Origin of the sequence: Clostridium sp. CCUG 7971, from assembly GCF_017590215.1 — a bacterium.
Lineage (GTDB): Bacteria > Bacillota > Clostridia > Peptostreptococcales > Peptostreptococcaceae > Faecalimicrobium.
Genome location: NZ_JAFFPK010000161.1, coordinates 1 through 23,507 on the forward strand (window position 1 = coordinate 1; position 23,507 = coordinate 23,507).

At 28.1% G+C, this 23,507-nt stretch carries 22 protein-coding genes, 1 pseudogene and 1 other annotated feature; of the genes and pseudogenes, 21 read left to right on the forward strand and 2 right to left on the reverse strand.

All coding sequences use genetic code 11. The features are described 5' to 3' along the window. The first annotated feature begins 38 nt into the window (after window positions 1–38). On the forward strand, window positions 39–1,958 hold the full coding sequence (gene thrS / locus JWF52_RS17250; protein WP_208334729.1) for a threonine--tRNA ligase: 1,920 nt from the start codon (window positions 39–41) through the stop codon (window positions 1,956–1,958). Between the two features lie 41 nt (window positions 1,959–1,999). On the opposite strand, the gene JWF52_RS17255 is transcribed toward thrS, so the two are convergent. Next, window positions 2,000–3,400: an ATP-dependent metallopeptidase FtsH/Yme1/Tma family protein gene (locus tag JWF52_RS17255; RefSeq protein ID WP_208334730.1), complete on the reverse strand. Its 1,401-nt coding sequence runs from the start codon at window positions 3,398–3,400 to the stop codon at window positions 2,000–2,002. A gap of 462 nt (window positions 3,401–3,862) precedes the next feature. Here JWF52_RS17255 and infC point away from each other — a divergent pair, with 462 nt between their 5' ends. From infC to JWF52_RS17315, 13 genes and pseudogenes are all read left to right on the forward strand, one after another. Then, entirely contained in the window at window positions 3,863–4,372 is a 510-nt protein-coding gene (infC, locus tag JWF52_RS17260; RefSeq protein WP_208334746.1) for a translation initiation factor IF-3, read from the forward strand. 27 nt (window positions 4,373–4,399) lie between these two features. Then, window positions 4,400–4,594 carry a 50S ribosomal protein L35 gene (gene rpmI, locus JWF52_RS17265; RefSeq protein WP_042277016.1) on the forward strand — a complete coding sequence of 65 codons (195 nt, stop codon included), beginning with the start codon at window positions 4,400–4,402 and terminating at the stop codon, window positions 4,592–4,594. A gap of 54 nt (window positions 4,595–4,648) precedes the next feature. Next, a complete protein-coding gene (gene rplT / locus JWF52_RS17270) occupies window positions 4,649–5,005 on the forward strand; it encodes a 50S ribosomal protein L20 (RefSeq protein ID WP_042277013.1) in 357 nt (118 codons plus the stop codon). Between the two features lie 320 nt (window positions 5,006–5,325). Then, window positions 5,326–6,660: a TrkH family potassium uptake protein gene (locus JWF52_RS17275; protein WP_208334747.1), complete on the forward strand. Its 1,335-nt coding sequence runs from the start codon at window positions 5,326–5,328 to the stop codon at window positions 6,658–6,660. A 43-nt stretch (window positions 6,661–6,703) separates the two neighbouring features. After that, window positions 6,704–7,375, forward strand: a complete 672-nt coding sequence (locus JWF52_RS17280) for a potassium channel family protein (protein WP_208334731.1) — start codon at window positions 6,704–6,706, stop codon at window positions 7,373–7,375. A gap of 2 nt (window positions 7,376–7,377) precedes the next feature. Beyond that, the gene (locus JWF52_RS17285) at window positions 7,378–8,175 is read left to right on the forward strand and encodes a TrmH family RNA methyltransferase (RefSeq protein WP_208334732.1); all 798 of its coding nucleotides are present in this window, start codon (window positions 7,378–7,380) and stop codon (window positions 8,173–8,175) included. A gap of 52 nt (window positions 8,176–8,227) precedes the next feature. Then, window positions 8,228–8,457 (forward strand) — a binding site (T-box leader). A 52-nt stretch (window positions 8,458–8,509) separates the two neighbouring features. Further along, a complete protein-coding gene (gene pheS, locus JWF52_RS17290; RefSeq protein ID WP_208334733.1) occupies window positions 8,510–9,529 on the forward strand; it encodes a phenylalanine--tRNA ligase subunit alpha in 1,020 nt (339 codons plus the stop codon). Between the two features lie 16 nt (window positions 9,530–9,545). Then, on the forward strand, window positions 9,546–11,936 hold the full coding sequence (gene pheT, locus JWF52_RS17295; RefSeq protein WP_208334734.1) for a phenylalanine--tRNA ligase subunit beta: 2,391 nt from the start codon (window positions 9,546–9,548) through the stop codon (window positions 11,934–11,936). Between the two features lie 22 nt (window positions 11,937–11,958). After that, window positions 11,959–12,558, forward strand: coding sequence for a cell division protein ZapA (locus JWF52_RS17300; RefSeq protein ID WP_208334735.1), 600 nt, complete (start codon window positions 11,959–11,961; stop codon window positions 12,556–12,558). Between the two features lie 134 nt (window positions 12,559–12,692). Then, window positions 12,693–13,546, forward strand: a pseudogene (locus tag JWF52_RS19785) (peptidase U32 family protein); the annotation flags it as partial. Window positions 13,547–13,603: 57 nt separating this feature from the next. Continuing rightward, window positions 13,604–15,103 (forward strand): U32 family peptidase, encoded by a 1,500-nt coding sequence (locus JWF52_RS19790; RefSeq protein WP_353654972.1) that lies wholly within the window; start codon window positions 13,604–13,606, stop codon window positions 15,101–15,103. A gap of 40 nt (window positions 15,104–15,143) precedes the next feature. Next, window positions 15,144–15,713 (forward strand): HD domain-containing protein, encoded by a 570-nt coding sequence (locus JWF52_RS17310; protein ID WP_208334736.1) that lies wholly within the window; start codon window positions 15,144–15,146, stop codon window positions 15,711–15,713. A gap of 134 nt (window positions 15,714–15,847) precedes the next feature. Further along, the gene (locus JWF52_RS17315) at window positions 15,848–16,978 is read left to right on the forward strand and encodes an XRE family transcriptional regulator (RefSeq protein WP_208334737.1); all 1,131 of its coding nucleotides are present in this window, start codon (window positions 15,848–15,850) and stop codon (window positions 16,976–16,978) included. 112 nt (window positions 16,979–17,090) lie between these two features. Here the strand turns inward: JWF52_RS17315 and JWF52_RS19795 are convergent, their stop codons facing one another. Next, window positions 17,091–17,936: a DUF975 family protein gene (locus JWF52_RS19795; protein ID WP_208334738.1), complete on the reverse strand. Its 846-nt coding sequence runs from the start codon at window positions 17,934–17,936 to the stop codon at window positions 17,091–17,093. A gap of 245 nt (window positions 17,937–18,181) precedes the next feature. Between JWF52_RS19795 and JWF52_RS17325 the strand changes: the two genes are divergently transcribed. The 7 genes from JWF52_RS17325 (at window position 18,182) to JWF52_RS17355 (ending at window position 23,477) form a co-directional block, all read left to right on the forward strand. Next, window positions 18,182–18,898, forward strand: a complete 717-nt coding sequence (locus JWF52_RS17325; RefSeq protein ID WP_208334739.1) for a LytR/AlgR family response regulator transcription factor — start codon at window positions 18,182–18,184, stop codon at window positions 18,896–18,898. A gap of 90 nt (window positions 18,899–18,988) precedes the next feature. Next, window positions 18,989–20,200 (forward strand): sensor histidine kinase, encoded by a 1,212-nt coding sequence (locus JWF52_RS17330; RefSeq protein WP_208334740.1) that lies wholly within the window; start codon window positions 18,989–18,991, stop codon window positions 20,198–20,200. Window positions 20,201–20,213: 13 nt separating this feature from the next. Next, a complete protein-coding gene (locus JWF52_RS17335) occupies window positions 20,214–20,999 on the forward strand; it encodes a YhfC family intramembrane metalloprotease (RefSeq protein ID WP_208334741.1) in 786 nt (261 codons plus the stop codon). Between the two features lie 16 nt (window positions 21,000–21,015). Next, window positions 21,016–21,420, forward strand: a complete 405-nt coding sequence (locus tag JWF52_RS17340; protein WP_208334742.1) for a DUF3887 domain-containing protein — start codon at window positions 21,016–21,018, stop codon at window positions 21,418–21,420. Window positions 21,421–21,441: 21 nt separating this feature from the next. Further along, window positions 21,442–22,191: a hypothetical protein gene (locus JWF52_RS17345; protein WP_208334743.1), complete on the forward strand. Its 750-nt coding sequence runs from the start codon at window positions 21,442–21,444 to the stop codon at window positions 22,189–22,191. 267 nt (window positions 22,192–22,458) lie between these two features. Beyond that, the gene (locus tag JWF52_RS17350; RefSeq protein WP_208334744.1) at window positions 22,459–22,995 is read left to right on the forward strand and encodes a YcxB family protein; all 537 of its coding nucleotides are present in this window, start codon (window positions 22,459–22,461) and stop codon (window positions 22,993–22,995) included. Between the two features lie 182 nt (window positions 22,996–23,177). Then, on the forward strand, window positions 23,178–23,477 hold the full coding sequence (locus JWF52_RS17355; RefSeq protein WP_208334745.1) for a sigma factor: 300 nt from the start codon (window positions 23,178–23,180) through the stop codon (window positions 23,475–23,477). Window positions 23,478–23,507 lie beyond the last annotated feature (30 nt).

Consider the following 23,507-nt stretch of genomic DNA (forward strand, 5'->3'; position numbering starts at 1 on the left):
TTTATTTTATAAAAAAATTAAATTGAGGAGGAAAAACAATGATAAAAGTTACTTTAAAAGATGGATCAGTAAGAGAATTTGAAAATGAAGTTTCTGTTATGGATATAGCGAAGTCTATAAGTGAAGGTTTAGCTAGAGCTATAGTTGCAGCATCAGTAAATGGTAAAGTGGTAGGATTAAATCACATAGTTAAAGAAGATTGTGAATTAAACTTATTTAAATTTGATGATGCAGAAGGGAAAGATGTATTTAGACATACATCAGCTCATATACTAGCACAAGCTATAAAGAGATTATACCCAGATGCTAAATTTGCTATAGGGCCAACTGTAGAAAATGGATTCTACTACGATATAGACCTAGAGCATAGATTAACAAATGAAGATTTAGAAAAATTAGAAAAAGAAATGAAGAAGATAGCTAAAGAAGATATAGCTGTTGAAAGATACGAATTACCAAGAGAAGAAGCTTTAGCTTGGGCTAAGGAAAATAAAGAAATATACAAAGTTGAACTTATAGAAGAGTTACCAGAAGGAGAAATAATATCTTTCTATAAGCAAGGGGATTTCACAGATTTATGTAGGGGACCACATTTACCTTCAACTAAAAAAGTTAAGGCGGTTAAGTTATTAAGTGTAGCAGGTGCTTACTGGCGTGGAGACGAAAAGAACAAAATGCTTCAAAGAATATATGGTATAACTTTTGAAAAGAACAAAGATTTAGAAGAATACCTACACATGCTTGAAGAAGCTAAAAAGAGAGACCATAGAAAATTAGGTAAAGAATTAGATTTATTCTTCATACCAGAAGAAGGACCAGGATTCCCATTATTCTTACCAAAAGGTATGGAACTTAAAAATGAATTATTAAAATTCTGGAGAGAAATCCACAGAGAAGATGGATATAGTGAAATCGAAACTCCAATAATATTAAATAGAAAGTTATGGGAAACTTCAGGACATTGGTATCACTACAAAGAAAATATGTACACAGTTCAAATAGATGAACAAGACTTTGCTATAAAGCCAATGAACTGCCCAGGTTCAATGTTATTCTACAACTTTAAACCACATTCATATAGAGATTTCCCTATGAAAATAGCTGAGTTAGGTAGAGTTCATAGACATGAATTATCTGGTGCACTACATGGACTTATGAGAGTTAGAGCTTTTACTCAAGATGATGCACATATATTCATGTTACCGGAACAAATTAAAGATCAAATAAAAGGTGTTGTAAAATTAATAGATACTGTATATAAAACTTTCGGATTTGAATATCACTTAGAATTATCAACTAGACCAGAAGATTCAATGGGATCTGATGAAGAGTGGGAAGCAGCTGAAAATGGTTTAAGAGAAGCTTTAGAAGAGCTTAATTTACCATACAAGTTAAATGAAGGTGATGGAGCATTCTACGGACCGAAAATAGATTTCCACTTAAGAGACTGCTTAGGTAGAACTTGGCAATGTGGTACTATACAATTAGATATGCAATTACCTCAAAGATTTGATATCACTTATATAGGTCAAGATGGCGAAAAGCATAGACCAGTAATGATACACAGAGTTGCATTCGGTAGTATAGAAAGATTCATAGGAATATTAATAGAACATTATGCTGGTAAATTCCCAGTATGGTTAGCTCCTACTCAAGTTAGAATACTTCCTATATCTGATAAATACAATGATTATGCTAATGAAGTTAAAAAAGCTTTATTTGCTAAAGGTATAAGAGTTGAAATAGATGATAGAGCAGAAAAGACTGGATTTAAAATAAGAGAAGCTCAACTTCAAAAAATACCATATATGGTAATAGTAGGAGAAAAGGAAGCTGTTGATAAGACTGTATCTGTAAGAAGTAGAGACAAAGGTGAAATAGGAAGCCTTGATTTAAATGAATTTATGGCTACTGTTTTACAAGAAGTTGAAGAAAGAACTAATGTAATACAAGCATAATATTAAATAAAAAAAACCTTAGATATAAATCTAAGGTTTTTTTAACACATTTCTTTTCTTATTAAAGATTTTAATTCATCATGAGTCATAGTTTCTTTTTCAAATAAATGCTTTGAAACTATATGCAAGTCATTTATGTTATCTCTTAATAATTCTAACGTTTCATCATAACATTTTTGAACTATATCATTAGCTTCTTTTTGTATTTGACCTGATAGGAAAGTTTTATCATTTCCATCAATAGTCATAAAGCCTAATTTACTCATTCCATATTCACAAACCATTTGATGAGCGATATCAGTAACTTTCTTTAAGTCGTCTTTAGCGCCAGTTGATTTGTGGTTAAATATTAATTCTTCAGATGCTTTACCAGCAAGTAAAATCTTCATTTTCCCTGTTAACTCTTCTGTAGTGTAAATATATCTATCCTCATCAGGAAGTTGAAGAACATACCCTAAAGCTTGACCTCTAGGAATTATAGATATTTTTTGTATAGGACAAAGACCTACTAAATCACTGACAAGGGCATGACCAGCTTCATGATAAGAAACTATTTCTTTTTCCTTCTCTATCAATTTAGAATTTTTAGATTCAAGTCCTGCAATAACTCTTTCTATTGCCTTATCAAAATGTATAGAAGTAATAACGTTACTACTTTCTCTAACTGCAAATATAGCAGCTTCATTAGCTATATTTGAAAGATGAGCTCCATTAAATCCATGAGTCTTTTTAGCTAAAAGTTCAAGGTCAACACTAGGGTCTAATGGTTTGTTATTTGTGTGAACTTTTAATATTTCAAATCTAGTATTATAATTAGGTGAACCAATGTGTATATGTCTGTCAAATCTTCCAGGTCTAAGTAATGCTTCATCAAGTAAATCAAGTCTGTTTGTTGCACCTATTATTATTACATTTGAGTCCTTTACGAAACCATCCATTTCAACTAATAGTTGGTTTAAAGTTTGGTCTTTTTCATTATTACTTTCTAAATGTCTTTTTGCTCCTATAGCATCAACTTCGTCTATAAATATTATACTTGGAGCTTCTTTTCTAGCTTTTTCAAATAATGTTCTAACACGCTTTGCTCCTACACCAACGTATTTTTCAACGAATTCAGATCCAGTAACATTAAAGAAAGAGGCATTAGTTTCTCCAGCAACCGCTGATGCAAGAAGAGTTTTTCCTGTACCAGGAGGTCCATAAAAAAGAACCCCTTTAGGAATTTTTGCTCCCATTTTCTTGTACTTATCTGGAGATTTCATAAAGTCAACTATCTCAAAAAGCTCTTCTTTTATTTCTTCTAAACCTGCAACATCACAAAATGTAGTTTTAGGTTTAGTGGAATTAGAATCATCTTGTGGATTTTCTTTTTCCATTTTAGTCTGAGCAAATACAGGTACTGGTTTATTAACTTTTTTAAAAAAATTGTCCAACATTTTCATAGCCATACACCTCAATAATAAAATTGTTAATTTATTTTATATTTTCCAAAGTTACTAATATTTATTATTAATTATTATTAAAATTTTTATAAATAATTTACACTATGTAACATTATAGAGTATAACCAGAATTTAGATAAATAATTACATATAGTTAAATTTTGAAAATATATATAAGAATATATTAATGAATAAAAAATCAAAGTAATTAAACTGAGAAAAATCTAAAAAAAAATAAAAATATACTTGCATTTAATACAAGAAAGTGATATATTAAATAGAGTAATAATTAAAAACGAAGAAGAAGTCCGCTTCTCACCTTACGATGTAAGTTGTTGGGTAAATATAAGTTGAGTTTTTATACATTTAGTATAAAACTTGTTTTAATGTGTTAACTTATATAGCGGATGATTTATATCATTCGCTTTTTATTTTATATAAAAAACTTGGAGGTGTACTACTATTAGCAAAGAATTATCAATCAATGAAGAAATAAGAGATAAAGAAGTAAGACTTTTATCTGAAACTGGAGAGCAACTTGGAATAGTATCAATTAAAGAAGCTCAAGCAATGGCTAACAGTAAAAACTTAGACTTAGTACAAATATCACCTAATGCTAATCCATCGGTATGTAAACTTATGGATTATGGTAAATATAAATATGAACAATCTAGAAAAGAAAAAGAAGCTAGAAAAAATCAAAAGACTATAACTGTAAAAGAAGTAAGACTTAGACCAGGTATAGAAGAAAATGATTTAAATACTAAAGCTAACAATGCTATAAAGTTCCTTAAAAAAGGTGACAAAGTTAAGGTAGAGCTTAGATTTAGAGGTAGAGAATTAGGACATAAAGATATTGGAAAAGCAGTAATGCTTAAATTCATAGATATAGTAAAAGAGTTTGGAGAACCAGCTAAGGCCCCTAAATTTGAGGGTAATAACATGGTTGTAATCATAGATCCAAAAAAATAGATGATTAACTGAGAGGAGGAAATTAACATGCCTAAAATGAAAACTCATAGAGGTGCTGCTAAAAGATTCAAGAAAACTGGAAGTGGAAAATTAAAGAGAGCTAAGGCTTTCAGAAGACATATACTAACTAAGAAGGCTGCTAAAACTAAGATGCAATTAAGAAAGTCAGGATTAGTTAGTGAAGGTGATGCTAGAAGAATAGCGCAATTATTACCATACTAAAAAACGGATTAAATATAAAAACATTAAAAGAGGAAAACAAAGGAGGTCATAACGATGGCAAGAGTTAAAAAAGCTATGAACGCTCGTAAGAAACATAAAAAAGTGTTAAAACTTGCAAAAGGATTTAGAGGATCTAGAAGTAAATTATTTAGACCGGCTAATGCATTCGTAATGAAGGCGTTAAAGAACGCATATATAGGAAGAAAGTTAAAGAAGAGAGACTTCAGAAGACTTTGGATACAAAGAATAAATGCTGGAACTAGAGCTCATGGATTATCATACTCAAGATTCATGAACGGATTAAAATTAGCTGGAATAGAAGTTAACAGAAAAATGTTAGCTGAAATGGCTATACATGATGAGCAAGGATTTGCTAAATTAGTAGAAGTTGCTAAATCAAAATTAGCTTAATATAAACGATAAAAAGCTGTGGCTCAAATGAGCTATGGCTTTTTTTAGTTTTATAATATATTTATTACAATAATAAATATTTATACTGTAAAAAGGGTTATTATATAAATATATCTTATAATTTTTAATAAATTATGATATATATTTATATAATAATTTATGCTGTTGTTTTTAAATAAAAATTGGAATATAATAGAGTAATAATTCAAAGACTTGTATACAAAAAATTTAAAAAATAAAATTAAGAACTATAATCTATAAAGGAGGACTACGTTAAAGTGAAGGCTATACTCAATAAAATTGCCGCCTATATATATAAAATGCAACCTACTCAAATAATGGTAGCAGGATTTGCATCAATTATATTAATAGGCGGATTATTATTAAATTTACCTATATCATCAAGAAGTGGTGAGAGTATAGGTTTATTAAATGCTTTATTTACAGCTACTTCTGCAGTATGCGTTACGGGATTAATTGCTGTTGATACCGCTACATATTGGAGTGGTTTTGGGCAAGTAGTAATAATAGGACTAATACAGGTTGGTGGTCTTGGATTTATGACTGCAACGACAATGTTTGCTTTACTAATGAAAAAAAGAATAAATTTAAAAGAACGACTTTTAATCCAAGAATCATTAAATCAAATAGATTTATCAGGATTAGTTAAACTAACAAGGTATATAATACTTATAACATTCCTTATAGAAGGTATAGGTGCTATATTATTATCAACAGTATTTATACCTCAATTTGGGCTTACAAGAGGTATTTGGTATAGTATATTCCATGCAATATCAGCATTTTGTAATGCTGGATTTGATTTAATGGGATCTGTTAGTGGTCAGTTTTCATCATTAACATCTTATGTTAACAACTTTACAGTTACCATTACTATATCGTTACTTATAATATTAGGAGGGTTAGGATTCCCGGTGATTTTAGATATTATAAGAAATAAAAAAATATCTAAATTGAATTTACATTCTAAGATAGTATTAATTACAACATGTATACTTATAGTTTTAGGAATGGTATCTGTATTTTTCTTAGAGTTTAATAACCCAGATACATTAGGAGAATTAGGCTCTGGAGGAAAAGTATTAGCAGCATTTTTCCAATCAGTAACATTAAGAACTGCAGGATTTAATACAGTAGATTTAACACTACTTCACCAAGGGAGTATATTTATAATGATTATATTAATGTTTATAGGGGCCGCTCCAGCATCAACAGGAGGTGGTATAAAAATTACTACTCTAGCTACATTAATACTTACAGTAAGAAGTTTCATACGTGGAAAAGCAGATATAGAAGTACTAGGAAGAAGAATATCAGATTCTACGGTAAGAAAATCATTAGGAATATTTTTTATAGGGATATCAGTAGTAGTATCTGGAACATTACTTATATCTATAACTGATCCACAATTTAGTTTAGTTGAAGCTGGATTTGAGGTTGTATCAGCATTTGCAACAGTTGGATTAAGTATAGGTGGAAGTCCAAGTTTAAGTGGGATAGGAAAGATTTTAATAATGTTATTTATGTTTATGGGAAGAGTCGGGTCTTTAACTATATTCATGGCGATAATTTCAAGAGGAACAAGAAAGAGTCCTCCAATAAGATATCCAGAAGGAAAAATAATAGTAGGTTAAAATATATTAATATAATTAATTTTGTACTGAGAGGAAGAATATTATGAAACAATATATAGTTATTGGTTGTGGAAGATTTGGTGCTTCAGTTGCTACAACTATGCACTTATTAGGTCATCAAGTTATGGCTATAGATAAAGGTGAAGAAGTAATTCAAAACATAGCAGATAAAGTTACTCACGCAGCTATAGTAGATGTTACAGATGAGCAATCATTAAGATCATTAGGACTTGGAAACTTTGATGTGGCTATAATAGCAATAGGATCAGATATAAGAGCATCTATAATGGCTACTCTTATAGCTAAAGAAATGGGAGTATCTCAAATAGTATGTAAAGCTAAAGATGAATTACAAGCTAAAGTTTTATATAAAATAGGTGCAGATAGAGTGGTATTCCCAGAAAGAGATATGGGAGTAAGAGTTGCACATAATCTAGTATCCGATAATATATTAGATCATATAGAATTAGATCCAGAATACTCAATAGTTGAAATTGTTACACCAACTAGCTGGGTAGGAAAAACTTTAATAGAGTTAGAACTAAGAGCTAGATATGAAATAACTGTACTTGCTATAAAGTGTGGAAAAAACATAAATGTCACACCTTCACCAGATGAGGAACTTAGATTAGGGAGTATCTTAGTTGTAATTGGTCAAAATAATAAAATAAGTAGCATAGCATCAGAAAATAATGATTTAATTAGGAGAAAATAGCCATGGCTATAATGATAACAGCAAAAGATAATGATAAAGTTAAATACACTAAATCATTACTAAAGTCAAAAAATAGAAATAAAGAATCTAAATTTATAATAGAAGGATATAGAATACTAACTTTAGCAATAGATTGTAGAGCTGATTTAGATTATGTATTTATAAATGAAGATTTTGAAAATAAAGAAGAACATGTAAAATTTTTAGATATACTTAAAGATAAAAATATAAAAACATATAAGACTACAAATAAAATATTTAATGAATTAGTAGATACAGAAAGTACTCAAGGTATATTAGGTGTTGTTAATTTTAAACCTAAGAATATAGAAACTAGCCTAAAAGATGAAAATAGATTTGTATTAATATTAGATAGAATACAAGATCCAGGAAATATGGGAACTATAATAAGAACAGCAGATGCAGCTGGAGTTGATGCTATAATAGCACTAAAAGGTTGTGTAGACATATATAACCCAAAGGTTATAAGATCAACAATGGGATCTATATTTGATATGAATATAATTCATGCAACTCAGGATGAAGCGCTAAGATTACTTAAGTTAAAGAGCTTTGATATAGTATCTAGTTACTTAGATACAAACAATTTCTATAATGAGATAGAATATAATTATAAAGTCGCTTTAGTTATAGGAAATGAAGCTAATGGAATAAATAGTGAATTAGTATCAAAATCGGATACATTGGTTAAGATACCTATATATGGGAAGGCAGAATCATTAAATGCTGCTATAAGTTCAGCAATACTAATGTATGAGATAAAGAAATACTTAGTTTAGGATATTGAAAACTGTATAAATTTTATGATATAATTGTATGTAAAAGTATATTTAAAATACAATGAAAGAGAAAAGTATTTTGAATCAACTTAGCTCAGAGATAAGTACCAAGGCTGAAAGTACTTTCTAAGTATTCAAAAGAAGTTCCCTCTGGAGTATTAAAGCTGAAATTTAAAGTAGGCTTTAACGTTAGAACGCGTTAAGTTTATTAGAGGTGGTTTATTAATTTATTTAATAAACTACTAGGGTGGTACCGCGAAATTATAGTCTTTCGTCCCTAGATAGGGATGAAGGGCTTTTTTTAATACAAAAAAGACGTGAAAGGGTGATAATAGTGCAAGAAAAATTACTTAATTTGCAAGAAGTAGCTTTAAGTGATATTAAAGATGCTACTAGTATAGAACAAGTTGAAAGCTTAAGAGTTAAGTACTTAGGTAAAAAGGGTGAAATAACTGCTATCCTTAAAGAAATGGGTAAATTATCAGCAGAAGAAAGACCAGTTATAGGCCAAGTCGCTAATAAGGTAAGAGAATCAATAGAAGGAAATATATCTTCTAAAAAAGAAGAATTAAAAGCTATAGAACAACAAAAGAAATTAGCTGAAGAAGTTATAGATGTTACTATGCCAGCTAAAGAAGCTTTAGTAGGAAAGAAACATCCTATATCTCAAATAATAGATGAAGTAAGTGAAATATTTATGGGAATGGGATTCTCAATAGCAGAAGGTCCAGAAGTTGAAACTGTTGCAAACAACTTTGATGCATTAAATGCACCTAAAGACCATCCATCAAGAGATATGAGCGATACATTCTATATAAATAGTGAATTATTACTTAGAACTCAAACATCTCCAGTTCAAGTTAGAACTATGAAAAACCAAGAGTTACCTATAAAGATAGTATCTCCAGGGAGATGTTTTAGATTTGACTCTCCAGATGCTACACACTCACCAATGTTCCATCAAATAGAAGGTCTTGTAGTTGGTAAAGATGTTACAATGGCACAATTAAAAGGAACATTAAATATGTTCGTTAAGAAATTATTTGGAGAAGAAACAAAAACTAAATTTAGACCACACAACTTCCCGTTTACAGAGCCTAGTGCAGAAGTAGATGTTACATGCTTTAAGTGTGATGGTGCAGGATGCTCTATGTGTAAAGGTGAAGGATGGATAGAAATATTAGGAGCAGGAATGGTACATCCAAACGTACTTAGAAACTGTGGAATAGACCCAGAAGTTTACAGTGGATTTGCATTCGGTATGGGTGTAGATAGAATTACGATGCTTAAGTATGAAATAGACGATATAAGATTATTATTCGAAAATGATATGAGATTTTTAAATCAATTTTAATTAGGAGGGATTTAATATGTTAGTACCTTTAAAATGGCTTAGAGACTACGTTAATATAGATAAAGATACTCAAGAATTTGCTGATATGATGACTATGACAGGGTCAAAAGTTGAGAAAGTAGAATTCTTTGGAAAAGAAACAAATGGTGTTGAGGTATGTAAAATACTTGAAATAGAACAGCACCCAGATGCAGAAAGATTAACAGTTACAAAGGTTGAAGTAGCAAATGGAGAAATTCTTCAAATAGTAACTAATGCTAAAAATATAAAAGTTGGAGATTATGTTCCTGTTGCTAGAATAGGTGCAGTACTTCCTGGAGACTTTAAAATAAAAAAAGGTAAGTTAAGAGGAGTATTATCGGAAGGAATGTTCTGTGGTGCTGAAGAATTAACTATACCATCTCAATATGTTGAAGATCATAAAAAAGATGGTATATATATATTAGACCATCAAGATTCATTTGAGTTAGGAATGGATGTAAGAGAAGCTTTAGGAATAAATGATGCATTAATCGAATTTGAAATAACTTCAAACAGACCTGATTGTAGATCGATAATGGGTATAGCTAGAGAAGCCGCTGTTACATTAGAAACAGAATTAAAGTTTCCAGAAATAAAAGTAAATGGCTCTGATGAAGAAATGCAATTTGAAATAGATATTCAAACAGATTTATGCAAGAGATACTGTGGTAAAGTTGTAAAAGATGTTAAAGTAGGTCCTTCTCCATATTGGATGCAAAGAAGACTTATAGAAGCAGGAATGAGACCAATAAACAATATAGTAGACATAACAAACTATGTTATGTTAGAGTTAGGTCAACCACTTCATGCATTTGACTTAGATGATATAAAATACAATAAAATGATAGTTAAACTAGCTGATGAAGATGAAAAATTCACTACATTGGATGGTGTTGAAAGAGTATTAACATCAGATATGTTAGTAATAGGAAACCAAGATAAGACGTTAGACTTAGCTGGTATAATGGGTGGAGAAAACTCAGAAATAAAAAATGAAACAACATCTATATTCTTAGAGGGAGCTAGTTTTGCTAAAGAAAATATAAGAGCTACGTCTAAGAAATTAGGTCTTAGAACTGAAGCGTCTTCTAGATTCGAAAAAGGTATAGATATTAACCTAACAGAAATGGCTGTAAATAGAGCTTGCCAACTAATAGAGGAATTAGAATGTGGAAGAGTATTAAACGGAATGTTAGACTACTATCCAAAGAAAGAAGAAGTTCAAAAGGTGACAGTTAACCCTCAAAGAATAAATAAATTATTAGGTGTTAACGTATCAATTGACCAATTCTTAAGTATATTAGAAAGTTTAGAGTTTAAGTGTAACCTAATAAGTTCTGATAAATTAGAATTAGAAGTTCCAAGTTTCAGATTGGACATAGCTGAAGATGCAGATATATTAGAAGAAATAGCTAGAATATATGGTTATGAAAATATTCCATCAGCTGATTTAGAAGGAAATGCTACAGCAGGTGTAAAAACTGATAAGCAAAAGTTCATGGACAATATAAAAAATAATGCTATATCAGTAGGGTTAAATGAAATATTAACATATTCATTTGTAAGCCCAAGAGGTGTAGATAAAATAAACTTATCTCAAGATGATTCAAAGAGAGATTTTGTTAAGATAATAAATCCATTAGGTGAAGAGACTTCTGTTATGAGAACTACATTAATACCTAATATGTTAGATGTAATATCTACAAATATATCTCACAAAGTAGAATCAGTATCAGCATTTGAATGCGGAAATACATTTACTCCACAAGATGGTTTACCAGTTGAAACTAAGAAATTATGTGTAGGAATGTATGGTAAAGAAATAGACTTCTTTAATTTAAAAGGAATTGTAGAAATGATATTAAATAATGTTGGATTAAAAGATTACGAAATAGAACCAGAAATGACAAATTCTACATTCCATCCTGGAAGATGTGCAAAAGTAGTGTATAATAATACATGTATAGGTACTTTTGGAGAATTACATCCAAATGTAGATGAAAACTACAACTTAGGGCAAAGGGTTTATGTAGCTGAAATAAATACTGATTTAGTATTTGATAATTGTAATGGAACTAGAATATACACTCCATTACCAAAATATCCATCAACATCTAGAGATATAGCATTAATAGTTAAAGATGAAGTATTTGTAAAACAAATAGAAGACATAATAAAGGCTAATTCAGGTGGATTAGTTGAAAATTATAAATTATTTGACGTTTACAAAGGGTCTCAAATAGAAGATGGATATAAATCAATAGCATACTCTTTAACATATAGAAGTAGTGAAAAAACTTTAACAGATGAAGATGTAGCAAAAGTACATGATAAGATATTAAGTGAGCTAAGTGAAAAACTAAATGCAAACTTAAGATCAAACTAACTAACTTAAGGGGCGTGTTAGTATGAATAAGGTAATGGTAAAGATTAATGGGGCTGAATATCCGATGGTTGGAGATAAGTCGGAACAACATATGATAGCTGTTGCATCATATGTCGATAAAGAGATGAGTAAGGTTATAAGTGCAAATCCGAAACTAAGTACTGTTGTTTCAGCTATAGTAACAGCAGTAAACATTACAGATATATTATTTGAATGTTCAGAGTCAAACGACGAATTAGCTAAGGAAAATGAAGAATTAAAGAAAAAAGTTGGTTCATCAGACGAAGAACTTAAATTAGAGATTAGAAAATTACATCTAGAATTACAAGGCAAAGAAAAAGAACATGCTAAGTATGAAGCAAAGATAGAAGAATTAAATAAAGTAATAGAATCTCAAAAACAAGAAATTGATATATTATCAAATAAAACGGAGTCTTCAAAGGAAGAAGTAGAGTCTTATAAAACTCAAATAGAAGAGCTAAAAACTTCTATAGATGAATCGAACGAAAGAGCAAAAATTGCAGAAAGTTTAGCATCAGAGTTCCAAAATAAAGCATATAAAGTACAATTAGAAAAAACAGAGCTTGAAAATGAAGTAAAATTCATGAGAGCAAAAAGATAGTAAAATTAAGCCTTCAGGAGTTAACCTGAAGGTTTTAATTTTTATAATTAAGGATATTATAGAGATATAATATTTTTAGTAAAGTGTAGCGCCCACGCAGTGGCTTAAGCGAAGCGAATTTTAAGGAGGATAATATGAGAGACATAGAATTGTTAGCACCCGTTGGGTCATTTGAAGCTTTAAAGGCAGCAGTACAAAATGGAGCTAATGCTGTATACCTTGGAGGTAAAGATTTTAGTGCAAGGGCATCAGCAAATAATTTTGATAGAAATGAATTGAAAGAAGCTGTTAGATATGCACATATAAGAGGCGTGCAAGTTTTTGTAACTGCGAATACTTTAATAAAACAAAATGAAATATATGACTTTGTAGAGTATGCAAAGTTTTTATATGATATAGATGTAGATGCAATAATACTTCAAGATATAGGTATGGCAAGGATTATAAAGAAGATGTTGCCAGATTTTGAACTTCATGCAAGTACTCAAATGGTTGCGCACTCACTAGAAGATGTAAAATACCTTGAATCAGTTGGGTTTGATAGAGTAGTTTTAGCAAGAGAAGTAAGCGTAGATGAGATAAAATATATATGTGATAACTGTAAAGCTGATATAGAAGTATTTGTTCATGGAGCATTATGTGTATGTTACTCAGGTCAATGTTTAATGAGTTCGATGATAGGTAATAGATCAGGTAATAGAGGAAGATGTGCACAACCATGTAGACAAAAATATGAGCTTATAGATGTTCATACTGGAGAAGTAATAAATAGTAATGGAGATTATCTGTTAAGCCAAAGAGATTTAAGTACAATAGAAGAAATAGATAAAATAATGGATGCTGGAGTACATTCTTTAAAGATAGAAGGAAGAATGAAAAACCGGAATATGTAGCGACAGTTATAGGTAGCTATAATGAAGCAATAAAACAATATCAAACTACTAAAAAATTAGAAGTATCAAATGAAACTATAAATGACTTACACGTTATATTCAATAGAAAGTTCACTAAAGGTTTAATATTAGGAGAAGTAGGAGAAGAAGTAATGAACTCTGAAATACCTAATAACCAAGGTCTGTATATAGGAAAAGTTTTAGATTGTAATAAAAAAACTAAGAGATTAAAAATGATACTAGAAAATACTCTTAAAAAGGGTGATGGAATAAACCTAGGCGGCGGAACAATAGGTAGAATTATTAAAAATGGTGAAATAACTACAATAGGTTATAAAGGTGATTTAATAGAACTAGATTTTGTTGGTGAAGCTAAAAGAGGACAAGTAGTATTTAAAACTTCAGATAGTGAATTAATAGATAGAGTACAAGCTACATTTAAACAAGATAAAGAACTTATAAAAAATGATGTAGATGCTAAAATAAGCATAAAACTAGGTGAAAATCCAGTATTAACTATAAGTGATACTAAAGGAAATAGTGCAAAAGTAGTTGGAGATAAGATAGTAGAAAAAGCCATGAAAGTAGCTTTAAGTAAAGAAAAGATAGAAACTCAGTTACAAAAAATGGGTAATACCCCATATTTACTAAGGAATTTAGAAATAGATTTAGATGATAATATAAGTTTACCAATAAGTATACTAAACCAAATGAGAAGAGATTGTATTGAGGCTTTAGACGAAGAAAGAGTTAAGATAAAAAATAGAAGCTATAAGAATAAAGTAGTAAAATATAACCCAACTAAAGTAAGAAGAGATAATAAAGAAAGTTTATCTGTAAAAGTTAAGAACTTAGAACAATTAAGAGAAACTTTAGAATGTGGTATTGAAACAATTTATTATGAAGATGTAAGAACTTTAGATGAAGCTATAGTAATGTCGCATAAATACAATACTAAACTAGTTTACTCTACACCTAGAATAATAAGATATAAAGAATACTCACAACTAAATAAAGCAAAAGAATCTGGAATAAATTCTGTACAAGTTGGTAGCTGGGGACCAATAGATTATTTTAAAGATAAAGAATTAAATATAGACTATTACTTAAATGCATTTAATAGTGAAACTGTAAATTACTTTAAAGAAGTTGGAGCAAATACATTATGTTTATCTCAAGAGTTAAATATTTATGAGATAAAAGAAACTTTAAAATATACAGACATGGATATTGAAGGAGTTGTATATGGATATACTCCACTTATGATAACAGAGTATTGTCCAATGGGTGTAGTTGTAAGAGACTGTAAAAAAGATAAGAGAGTTGCTAAATGTAAGGAAAGTACTTATGCTTTAAAAGACTTTAAAGATGAAAAATATAGAGTATCTCAAGATATATTCTGTAGAAGTACTATATACAATTCAAAGGTAACTTGTATGTTAGATAATTTAGAAGAACTAAATGAAATCGGCATAAATATACTTAGATTAGATTTTACATTAGAAGATGGAGAAATGGTTAGAAAAGTAATACAAGCTTATCAAGAAGTATTAAATAATGACTACAAGCTTGGTTTAAAAGCTACAAAACTTTATAATGAATTAGATGATAGAGGGGTATGTGCAGGCCATTATTATAGAGGTGTAGAATAATAATAAAATAAAGTATAGAGGTTTAGGAGGATAAAGGGAAATGAGAGAACAAGCAATAGAAATACTTAACAAATATCTAGATAGTGAACATTTACTTAAACATTCATATGCAGTTGAAGTAGTTATGAGAGAATTAGGTAAAAAATTAGAGCCAGAAAAGGAAGAAGAATGGGCGATAGCAGGACTTTTACATGATTTAGATTCAGATATGTTAGATTATAAAAATAATCCTGACGAATCAAAGTTACATGGTATAAAAGCTGTAGAACTTCTTCAAAATGAAAAGTTTGGAAATGAATACATATATCAAGCTATAAAAGCTCACAACTATGATAATGGGATAGAAAGAATAAGTACTATGGATAAAGCTATATATGCAGCAGATCCTATAACAGGGTTTATTACAGCAATAGCACTTATATATCCAGATAAAAAGATATCTAGTGTAAAGGTAAAATCTATTACTAAACGTATGAAAGAATTAAAATTTGCAGCAGGTGCAAGTAGAGAAGCAATGAGAAGTATTGAAGAAATAGGTATTCCATTTAATGAATTTGCACAATTATCTCTAGAAGCTATGCAGGGGATAAGCGATAAATTAGGCTTATAATTGACTATATATAATAAATATGATAATATTATCGACATAATATTATTTGAATAATGCTCTGGGTATTACTTTTATCCAGAGCATTTTAAATTTTAAGATGACGGATATCATAAATTATGAAAGTGAGATAAAATATGAGCAAAAAAAAGATATTTAACGGAAAAAGATTAAAAGTTGCAAGAATGTATAGAGGTAAAACAATAGATCAATTAGCTAGTGAAACTAAAATAAATAAAAAAGATTTAATAGCTTTTGAAGAAGAAAAGTACAAGCCAGTTGTTGAAAATGAGATGAAAATATCAAATGCACTAAAATTCCCAAGAGAGTACTTCTTTCAAAAAGATAGTATAAAGGTATTAGTTGAAAGTACTCATATTAGACCAGAATCACCAATACCAAGAGTGGAAGAAATTTCTTATAAAGAAAAATTAGTAATGACTCATAGAATAATATCTTTTATAGAAGGATATATAAAATTCCCAGAAATGAAATTAGCAGACAACTTAAGTAAGTATGATGATATAGAAGAATTAGCTACTAAAGTTAGAAGATATTGGGGATTAGGAGATGGACCTATAGGTAATATGACGACATTACTAGAAGTAAATGGAATAGCAATATCATCTATGAATGTGGATAAAAAAGGTTCAATGTCGTTTACTCAAAAGCAAAGTATAGATAAGGTAAGCAGATATTTAGTATCTTTAGGAAATGATAGAAAATCAGCTACAATAAGAAACTTTGATTTAGCTTATGAACTAGCATATATAGTATCAACAGAAGCTAATATACCGTCTAAAAAGTTTTCAAAAGATGAATTTGCGTGTGCATTTTTATTACCAAAGGAAGCTTTCTGGGCTGATTTAGCTAATGTTAGTGAATTAGAAGATTACGTAGAATTAAAGAAAAAGTGGATAGTTCCAATATCTGCAATGATTTTAAGAGCGTATACTTTAGGAGCTATAAACTATAAAAAATATATGTACTTAATGAAGGAAATGGATAAAAAGGGATGGTTAAAAACAGAACCATTAGATGAAAATATAAAAGCTACAAGTCCTCAATTGTTGAAAAAAGCTGTGGAAATGTTAATAGATAATAAGATAATGAATGGACAAACTTTAGTGGATAACTTAGAAAACTGTGGATTAAGTATATATCCAGAAGAAATAGAAATTTTATTAGGATTAAAAAGTGGTATCATAGCACCAAAATCTAATAAAAAAGATAATGTAACTAAGATTAACTTTAAAAATAGAAAATAATATTTTTCTATAACAAAATAACCTCTTTTTAACATACTATATGTATGATTTTAAAGGAGGTTATTTTAATTAATACACATTATACCTTACATGTAATTTAAAATAAAATTTTCTAAACTTCTAAGTTTATTGGATTTTTAAAATCATTAATAGCATTGAATAAATGTATATTATATAATCCACTAAATACAGTTGCAAATGTAGATAAAGCAAGCGTTAAAATCATTTCTGCGAAATCAATTAATATATATCCTGGTGCGAATACACTTAATGAACATAATAATACAGCAACTACTGCAATAGTACCTATTAATAAATTAGATACAAACATCTTCCACTTAAACCCTTTACTAAGCTCTTTAGTATTTTTTAAAACTTCTTTATATGAAAGTTCTGGATTTTTACACATTATGTAGTTTACTGGTGCATATTTTAGACCAATTATAATCCCTGGAATTATAAATAATATAAGACCGAATGTAACTTTTAGAAGGACTATAAAATTAACCTTAATAACTAATCCTAAAGGTGACCTTTCTATTTTTTCTTTAGACAATGTCTCTAAAATACTGTGTTGTAAGTAATAATTAGCTACACTAATTAATAATCCTAATATAATTGCTATTATTATAACAAGAGCAAGTATTACAATTACAAACATTATTATAGAGCCTAATCCAAATGTAAATAGATCATCTACAACAGTGTTAAATTCTTTGTCAGTTATGTACTCATTCTCTTGATAAAGTTCGTCTTCTAAGCTTACATTGTTTTTATCATTTGTGTATGAATAATCATAATTAGAGTCTCCAGAAAAATAGTCATTATTACTATCATAGATATTAAGGCCTCCTGATAATATAGCTATTATAATTCCTATTATCCATACCTTTTTGTTAGTTTCTCTTAATGATATAAAACTTTTTTCAAGTAAATTAAATATTTTTATATTTTTCACTCACATTCTCCCCCTTTTTATTTGATATTTAAAAAATTTTATTTCAAAGTATAATATATTTATTATATTATCAGGTTTTTCTACAAAATTATAGTTTTTAATATATTTTTTATATTTTAAACTATAGTATTTATATAACTGTATATTAGGTATAATTTACTGTAACTTGAGTAAATTTATTGCAAATAAGATGTTAAATAGTTTATTATCTTTTTATACTAAAAAGATTAAAGGGAAAGGGTATTATGTTAAAAATAGCTATTTGCGACGATGAAATAAATATATTAAATAAAACTAAATCAATAGTAGAAGATTACTTACAATCGAAAGCTCAAATACACACATACTTAAGTGGTGAAGAGTTAATAAAAGACTATATTAACTTTGATATTGTATTTTTAGATATTGATATGAAAGGCATAAACGGAATAGAGACAGCAAAAAGAATAAGGGAAAAAGATAAGCTTGTAAAAATAATATACGTAACAAACTACACAGATTATACATCATCTGCATTTAGTGTTCATGCATTTGGATATATAGTAAAGCCTGTTTGCGAAAAAGATATACATCATCAATTAGAAGAAGCTCTTTCGTATATGCATGAAGAAGTAAGTGAGGTTTTAGAATTTAATACGACAGAAGGTATTGTAAGAATTGACATAAAAGATATTTATTATTTTGAATATAAGTTAAGAAAAGTAATAATGAAATGTAGGGATTACTCTTATATTATTAAAGATAAAATATCTGAAATAGGTTCAAATATGGAAAAATATAGCTTTATGATGCCGCATAAAAGCTTTTCTATCAATCTATATAATGTAAAGTCTGTAAAAGGGTATGATATTCATATGATGGATGGCAGTATTATACCTTTATCACAAAAAAAATCTACCCAATTTAGGCAAAGTTTAAATATTTATCTTAGTAATAAAATTGAAAGAAATAGAAGGGGGTAGAGTATAATCGAAAACCATATAAACATATTTGCATTTATTTTATTACCGATCTTAGGAAACTTCTTTGTAACTTATATTTACTTTTATGTTATGAGTAAATTAGAGCGAAATATTTATAAAAGTAAGATATTTTATATATCAATATATTTAATTTACTCGATTATAGTAACAATAGTATCTTTAACGGCCAATGGATTTCTTAATATATTAGTCATAACTATAGGAATGATTTTAATAGGACATTTCGGATACAATGATTCGAAGTCATGTAAATTATATTATTTAATATTTTCAGCTGGATTTTTTCTATGTGATGGATTAGCAGCTATACTAACAAGTTTAATAATTCAAACTACTAGTGTATATATTGGAAATACGGCATATTATCCAATAGTACTTGTAATATCAATAAGACTTATGGAATTTATTTATGCAAGGTTTGCAATAGGATTTATGAACAGAAGAAAAATAAGTGGATTAAAGTTTACACAATTTATTGGATTTATGATTATTCCAATATTCAGTATAGTTTATATGTTCACACTTTTAAGCTATATGAAGATATATGCAGGTATAGAAGAAATTGTATTATTCATTATAAATGCAATCATGATATTTATAGTAAATATATATGTAACATACATGTTTGAAAATATATCTAAAAATAATGTACTACAAAATGAAATTAATTTATACCAGCAGAAATCTAAGCTTCAATATAAATACTACGATAATTTAGAAAGAAAATATCAAGATTCAAGAAAATTAGCTCATGATATAAGAAATCATTTAAATACCATTGAAGAACTTCATAAGATTAATGATACAGAAACTGCTAAGCATTATACAGATGATATACATAAGATGTTAAATGAATTAAATCAAAAATACTATACAAGTAACAGAGTATTAAACATAATATTGAACGAAAAGTTTAACTATACCAAAGATAAAGATATAAATATAGAATGTAGAATAGGTGATGTAAATATAGAATTTATAAGAGATATAGATATAACAACAATATTTGCGAACTTATTAGATAATGCTATTGAAGCAACTAAAGATAAAGGTTATATAAATTTAGATATAAATAAATTTAATGAATTATTAGTAATAAATATATCAAATTCTATAACTACTAAACCAATGCAGAAGAATAAAAAGTTTAAATCGACTAAAGAAAACCACCAAGGCCTTGGAATTGAAAATATAAAAAAATCATTAGAAAAGTATGATGGAACTATGTTAATAGACTTTGATGAAAAAGAATTCAAAGTAAATATTATAATACCAATATAAAGGTGGGGTAAATATGATTGAAAGTAGTGTTATAGTAAGCTTAGCTGTAAGTACTTTAATATGTTTTTTAATACCAATAATAAGCTTTATCTATTTTGCAAAAAAACATAAAAAAGTGCCTAAGAGTTTTATTGTTGGAATGGTGGTATTTTTTGTATCACAGATGTTAATTAGGGTACCAATACTAACTTATGTACTTCCAAATATGATGTGGTTTATAAAGATGCAAACAAATCCTTATATTTATGGAATATTTTTAGGATTAACTGCTGGAATATTTGAAGAAGTAGGAAGGTTTATAGCTTTTAAATATTTATTAAAAAATAATCGTGAGTTTGATGATGGTATATCTTATGGATTTGGACATGGAGGAATAGAGGCAATACTTTTAACTGGAGTATCTTGTTTATCTACATTGATAGTTTGTATTATTATAAATAATGGAACAATAAATATAAACTCAAGTGAAGCTTTAAGTTTACTGTACAACCAATGTATAAGTTTAACTCCTGGATTAGCACTTGCATCAGGATTTGAAAGAATTAGTGCTATGGCAATTCATATAGGCTTATCTATGATTGTTCTTTATGGAGTTAGGAATAAAAAGATTTTGTACTTGTTTATTGCAATACTAATTCATACATTAGTAAATGCACCGCTGGTTATACTTCCACAAGTTTTCGGCGTTGGGATAGTTGGAGTTGAGATTTATGTATTCATATGTGGATTAGCCTTAGCAGGGTTTGCAATATATTCTAAAAAACTATATGAAAAAGATAGTTTATCTAAAAAAATATAAGTGAGGGAGAAAAATTATGAAGAGAGTAAAATTATTATTATTAGCACTTTTAACGGGGATTATATTAGTCGGATGTAGTAGTTCAAAATTAAGTGATGCATTTGATGAGGCGACTTTAAAAGAGAGAGGTAAAGAAGTTGTAGATTTTATTATCAATGAAGAGTACGATAAAATATCAGCACAAATGAGTGATAAGATGAAGGAAGCAGCATCACCTGAAGAGCTTGAAAAAACGCTAAAAGACACTTGGGATTCTGTAAAAGGTAAATTAGGAGAATTTGAAAAGATTAGCAAGGAAGGTATAGTTGGGGCTGAAAATTTAGCATCAGTTATTGAGGTTGCAAAGTTTAAAAATGGAAAGATTCAGTTTACGATAAATTATAATGAAAATATTGAATTAGAAGGAATTTTCTTAAAATAGTTTAGAAGGTGTGATGAATTTATGGGGGAGAATATAGTACTTTTAGTTTCTATTATACCTGTAGTAGTAATTTTTTTAGGAATTGGAATTTATTCTTTTAAAAATAATATTCCTATGCATTTTTGGTCTGGAACTATAGTAGAGGCTAAAGAAATTACAGACATAAAAGCCTATAACAAAGCTGTTGGAATAATGTGGATTGTTTATGGATTATTATACTTTATATCGTGGGTAATTTCAGTATTTTCTAAAGAAATTGGATCTATATTAATGGGATTATTAGCATTACCTGGAGTTATTGCTTTAATTCTTTGCTATAATCGTATTTATAATAAATATAAAACAGGTTATAAAAAAGAACAAACTAAGCAAGATAAAAAATACATGTTGCTTGCAGTGGGATTTATAACTATACCATGCCTAGTTTTTTGTTTAATTTTAGCTACTGTTGATGTAACAGGTGGGCATGAATTAACTATAAAAGATGATAAAATTAGGATGCAAATGACATCTTTTAAGATAGAAGATATTAAAAATATTGAACTTTTAGAAGATATAAATATTTCAAGTAAAATAACTGGGTCTGGTAATTTTATTTATTCTAGAGGTGTATGTAATGTTGAAGGTGAAGAAGCAATAGTATACATTTATAAAAATAAAAAGCCTTATATAAAGATTAGACTTAAAAATGATAAAATTATTTATTATAATGAAAAAAACAGTGATGATACAGAAAAAACATATAATAAATTACTAAAATATATTAAATAAATAACTAATACCTTAAATACACTTAATTTATTATTAAGTGTATTTTTTATTAAAAAATATTATTAATTTAAATTATAGAAAAATAAAATTTATTAGATAACTATTTAAGCCCAAATAATGACTATTCAAGCCTAATATATAGAATTAAATAGAATTAAATGTTATTCTATTACAGGGATTATTAGAAAACATAATTTAAAAAATAAATTCAAGGTATAGTAAAATAAGTAGATTGTATATTACTATATTAATTTAAGGTGGTAAAAAATGAATGACAATAAACTATTTACAGTAAGAACCTATATGGGAAAGGAAGACTATCGTAATTTCCTATATATAGCAATACTTTTAAAAAGTAAAATAAAAATTCCGTTAATGTTTTTATTTATAGCATTTTTGTCTACACTTCTTGCTTATAGTGAAAATCAATTTTATATAAAAGATTTTTTTATTTCTTTTAGTATGTTAATTATTATATTTATATTAACAATTATATATAAGGTTGAAACTAAAATTAAACAAAGAGTAAAAACTGATAAGATGGGAACATTTAATTCACAAGGTATACTAGATTTTTATGAAAGCTTTTTAATTGCTAAAAGTACAGCAATTGAAGGTGAATGGAAACTTAAGTATGAGAACTTTTATAAAGTATTCGAAACTAAAGAGTATTTTATTACTTATTTTAATATAGACCAAGCAGCTTTAATAAGAAAAAAGGATATGGAGAATAAAACCATTGAAAATTTAAGGTCTTTATATAAAAATAATCTAAAAAATAAATATAAAATAGTAAAAATTTAAAAATAAATTTAAAGAAAATAATTAATGAATAAAACCTAAATAAGTTACAATAAATAAGCAGAGTTTAAATATTTAAACTCTGCTTTTAATATGAAAAAAATAAATTTAAAATAAAGTGATAGAATTTCAATTTAAAACTCGTATTAGATATTGTAAAAGCTTTTACAGAGGGAGGAAATAATTTGGAGGACGAATTAATAATTAAATATATAAAAAGGAGAAAGGAAAAAGGCATGGAGATGCTTATAGACAATTATAGAGGGATTATAACATCAGTAGTTAGAAAGCATATAGGGGTTCTTATTAACTATGAAGAAGAGTGCGTTAGCGATGTGTTTTTATCTACTTGGGGCAATATAAAAAGTTTTGATAAAAATAAAAATAACTTCAAAAACTGGATATGTGCAATATCAAAGTATAAAGCTATAGATTATAAAAGAAAGTATTTATCTAAAATAGAGACTTTAGATATTAGCGAATAAATTTACTATATAGACAAAGAACTTCTAAAA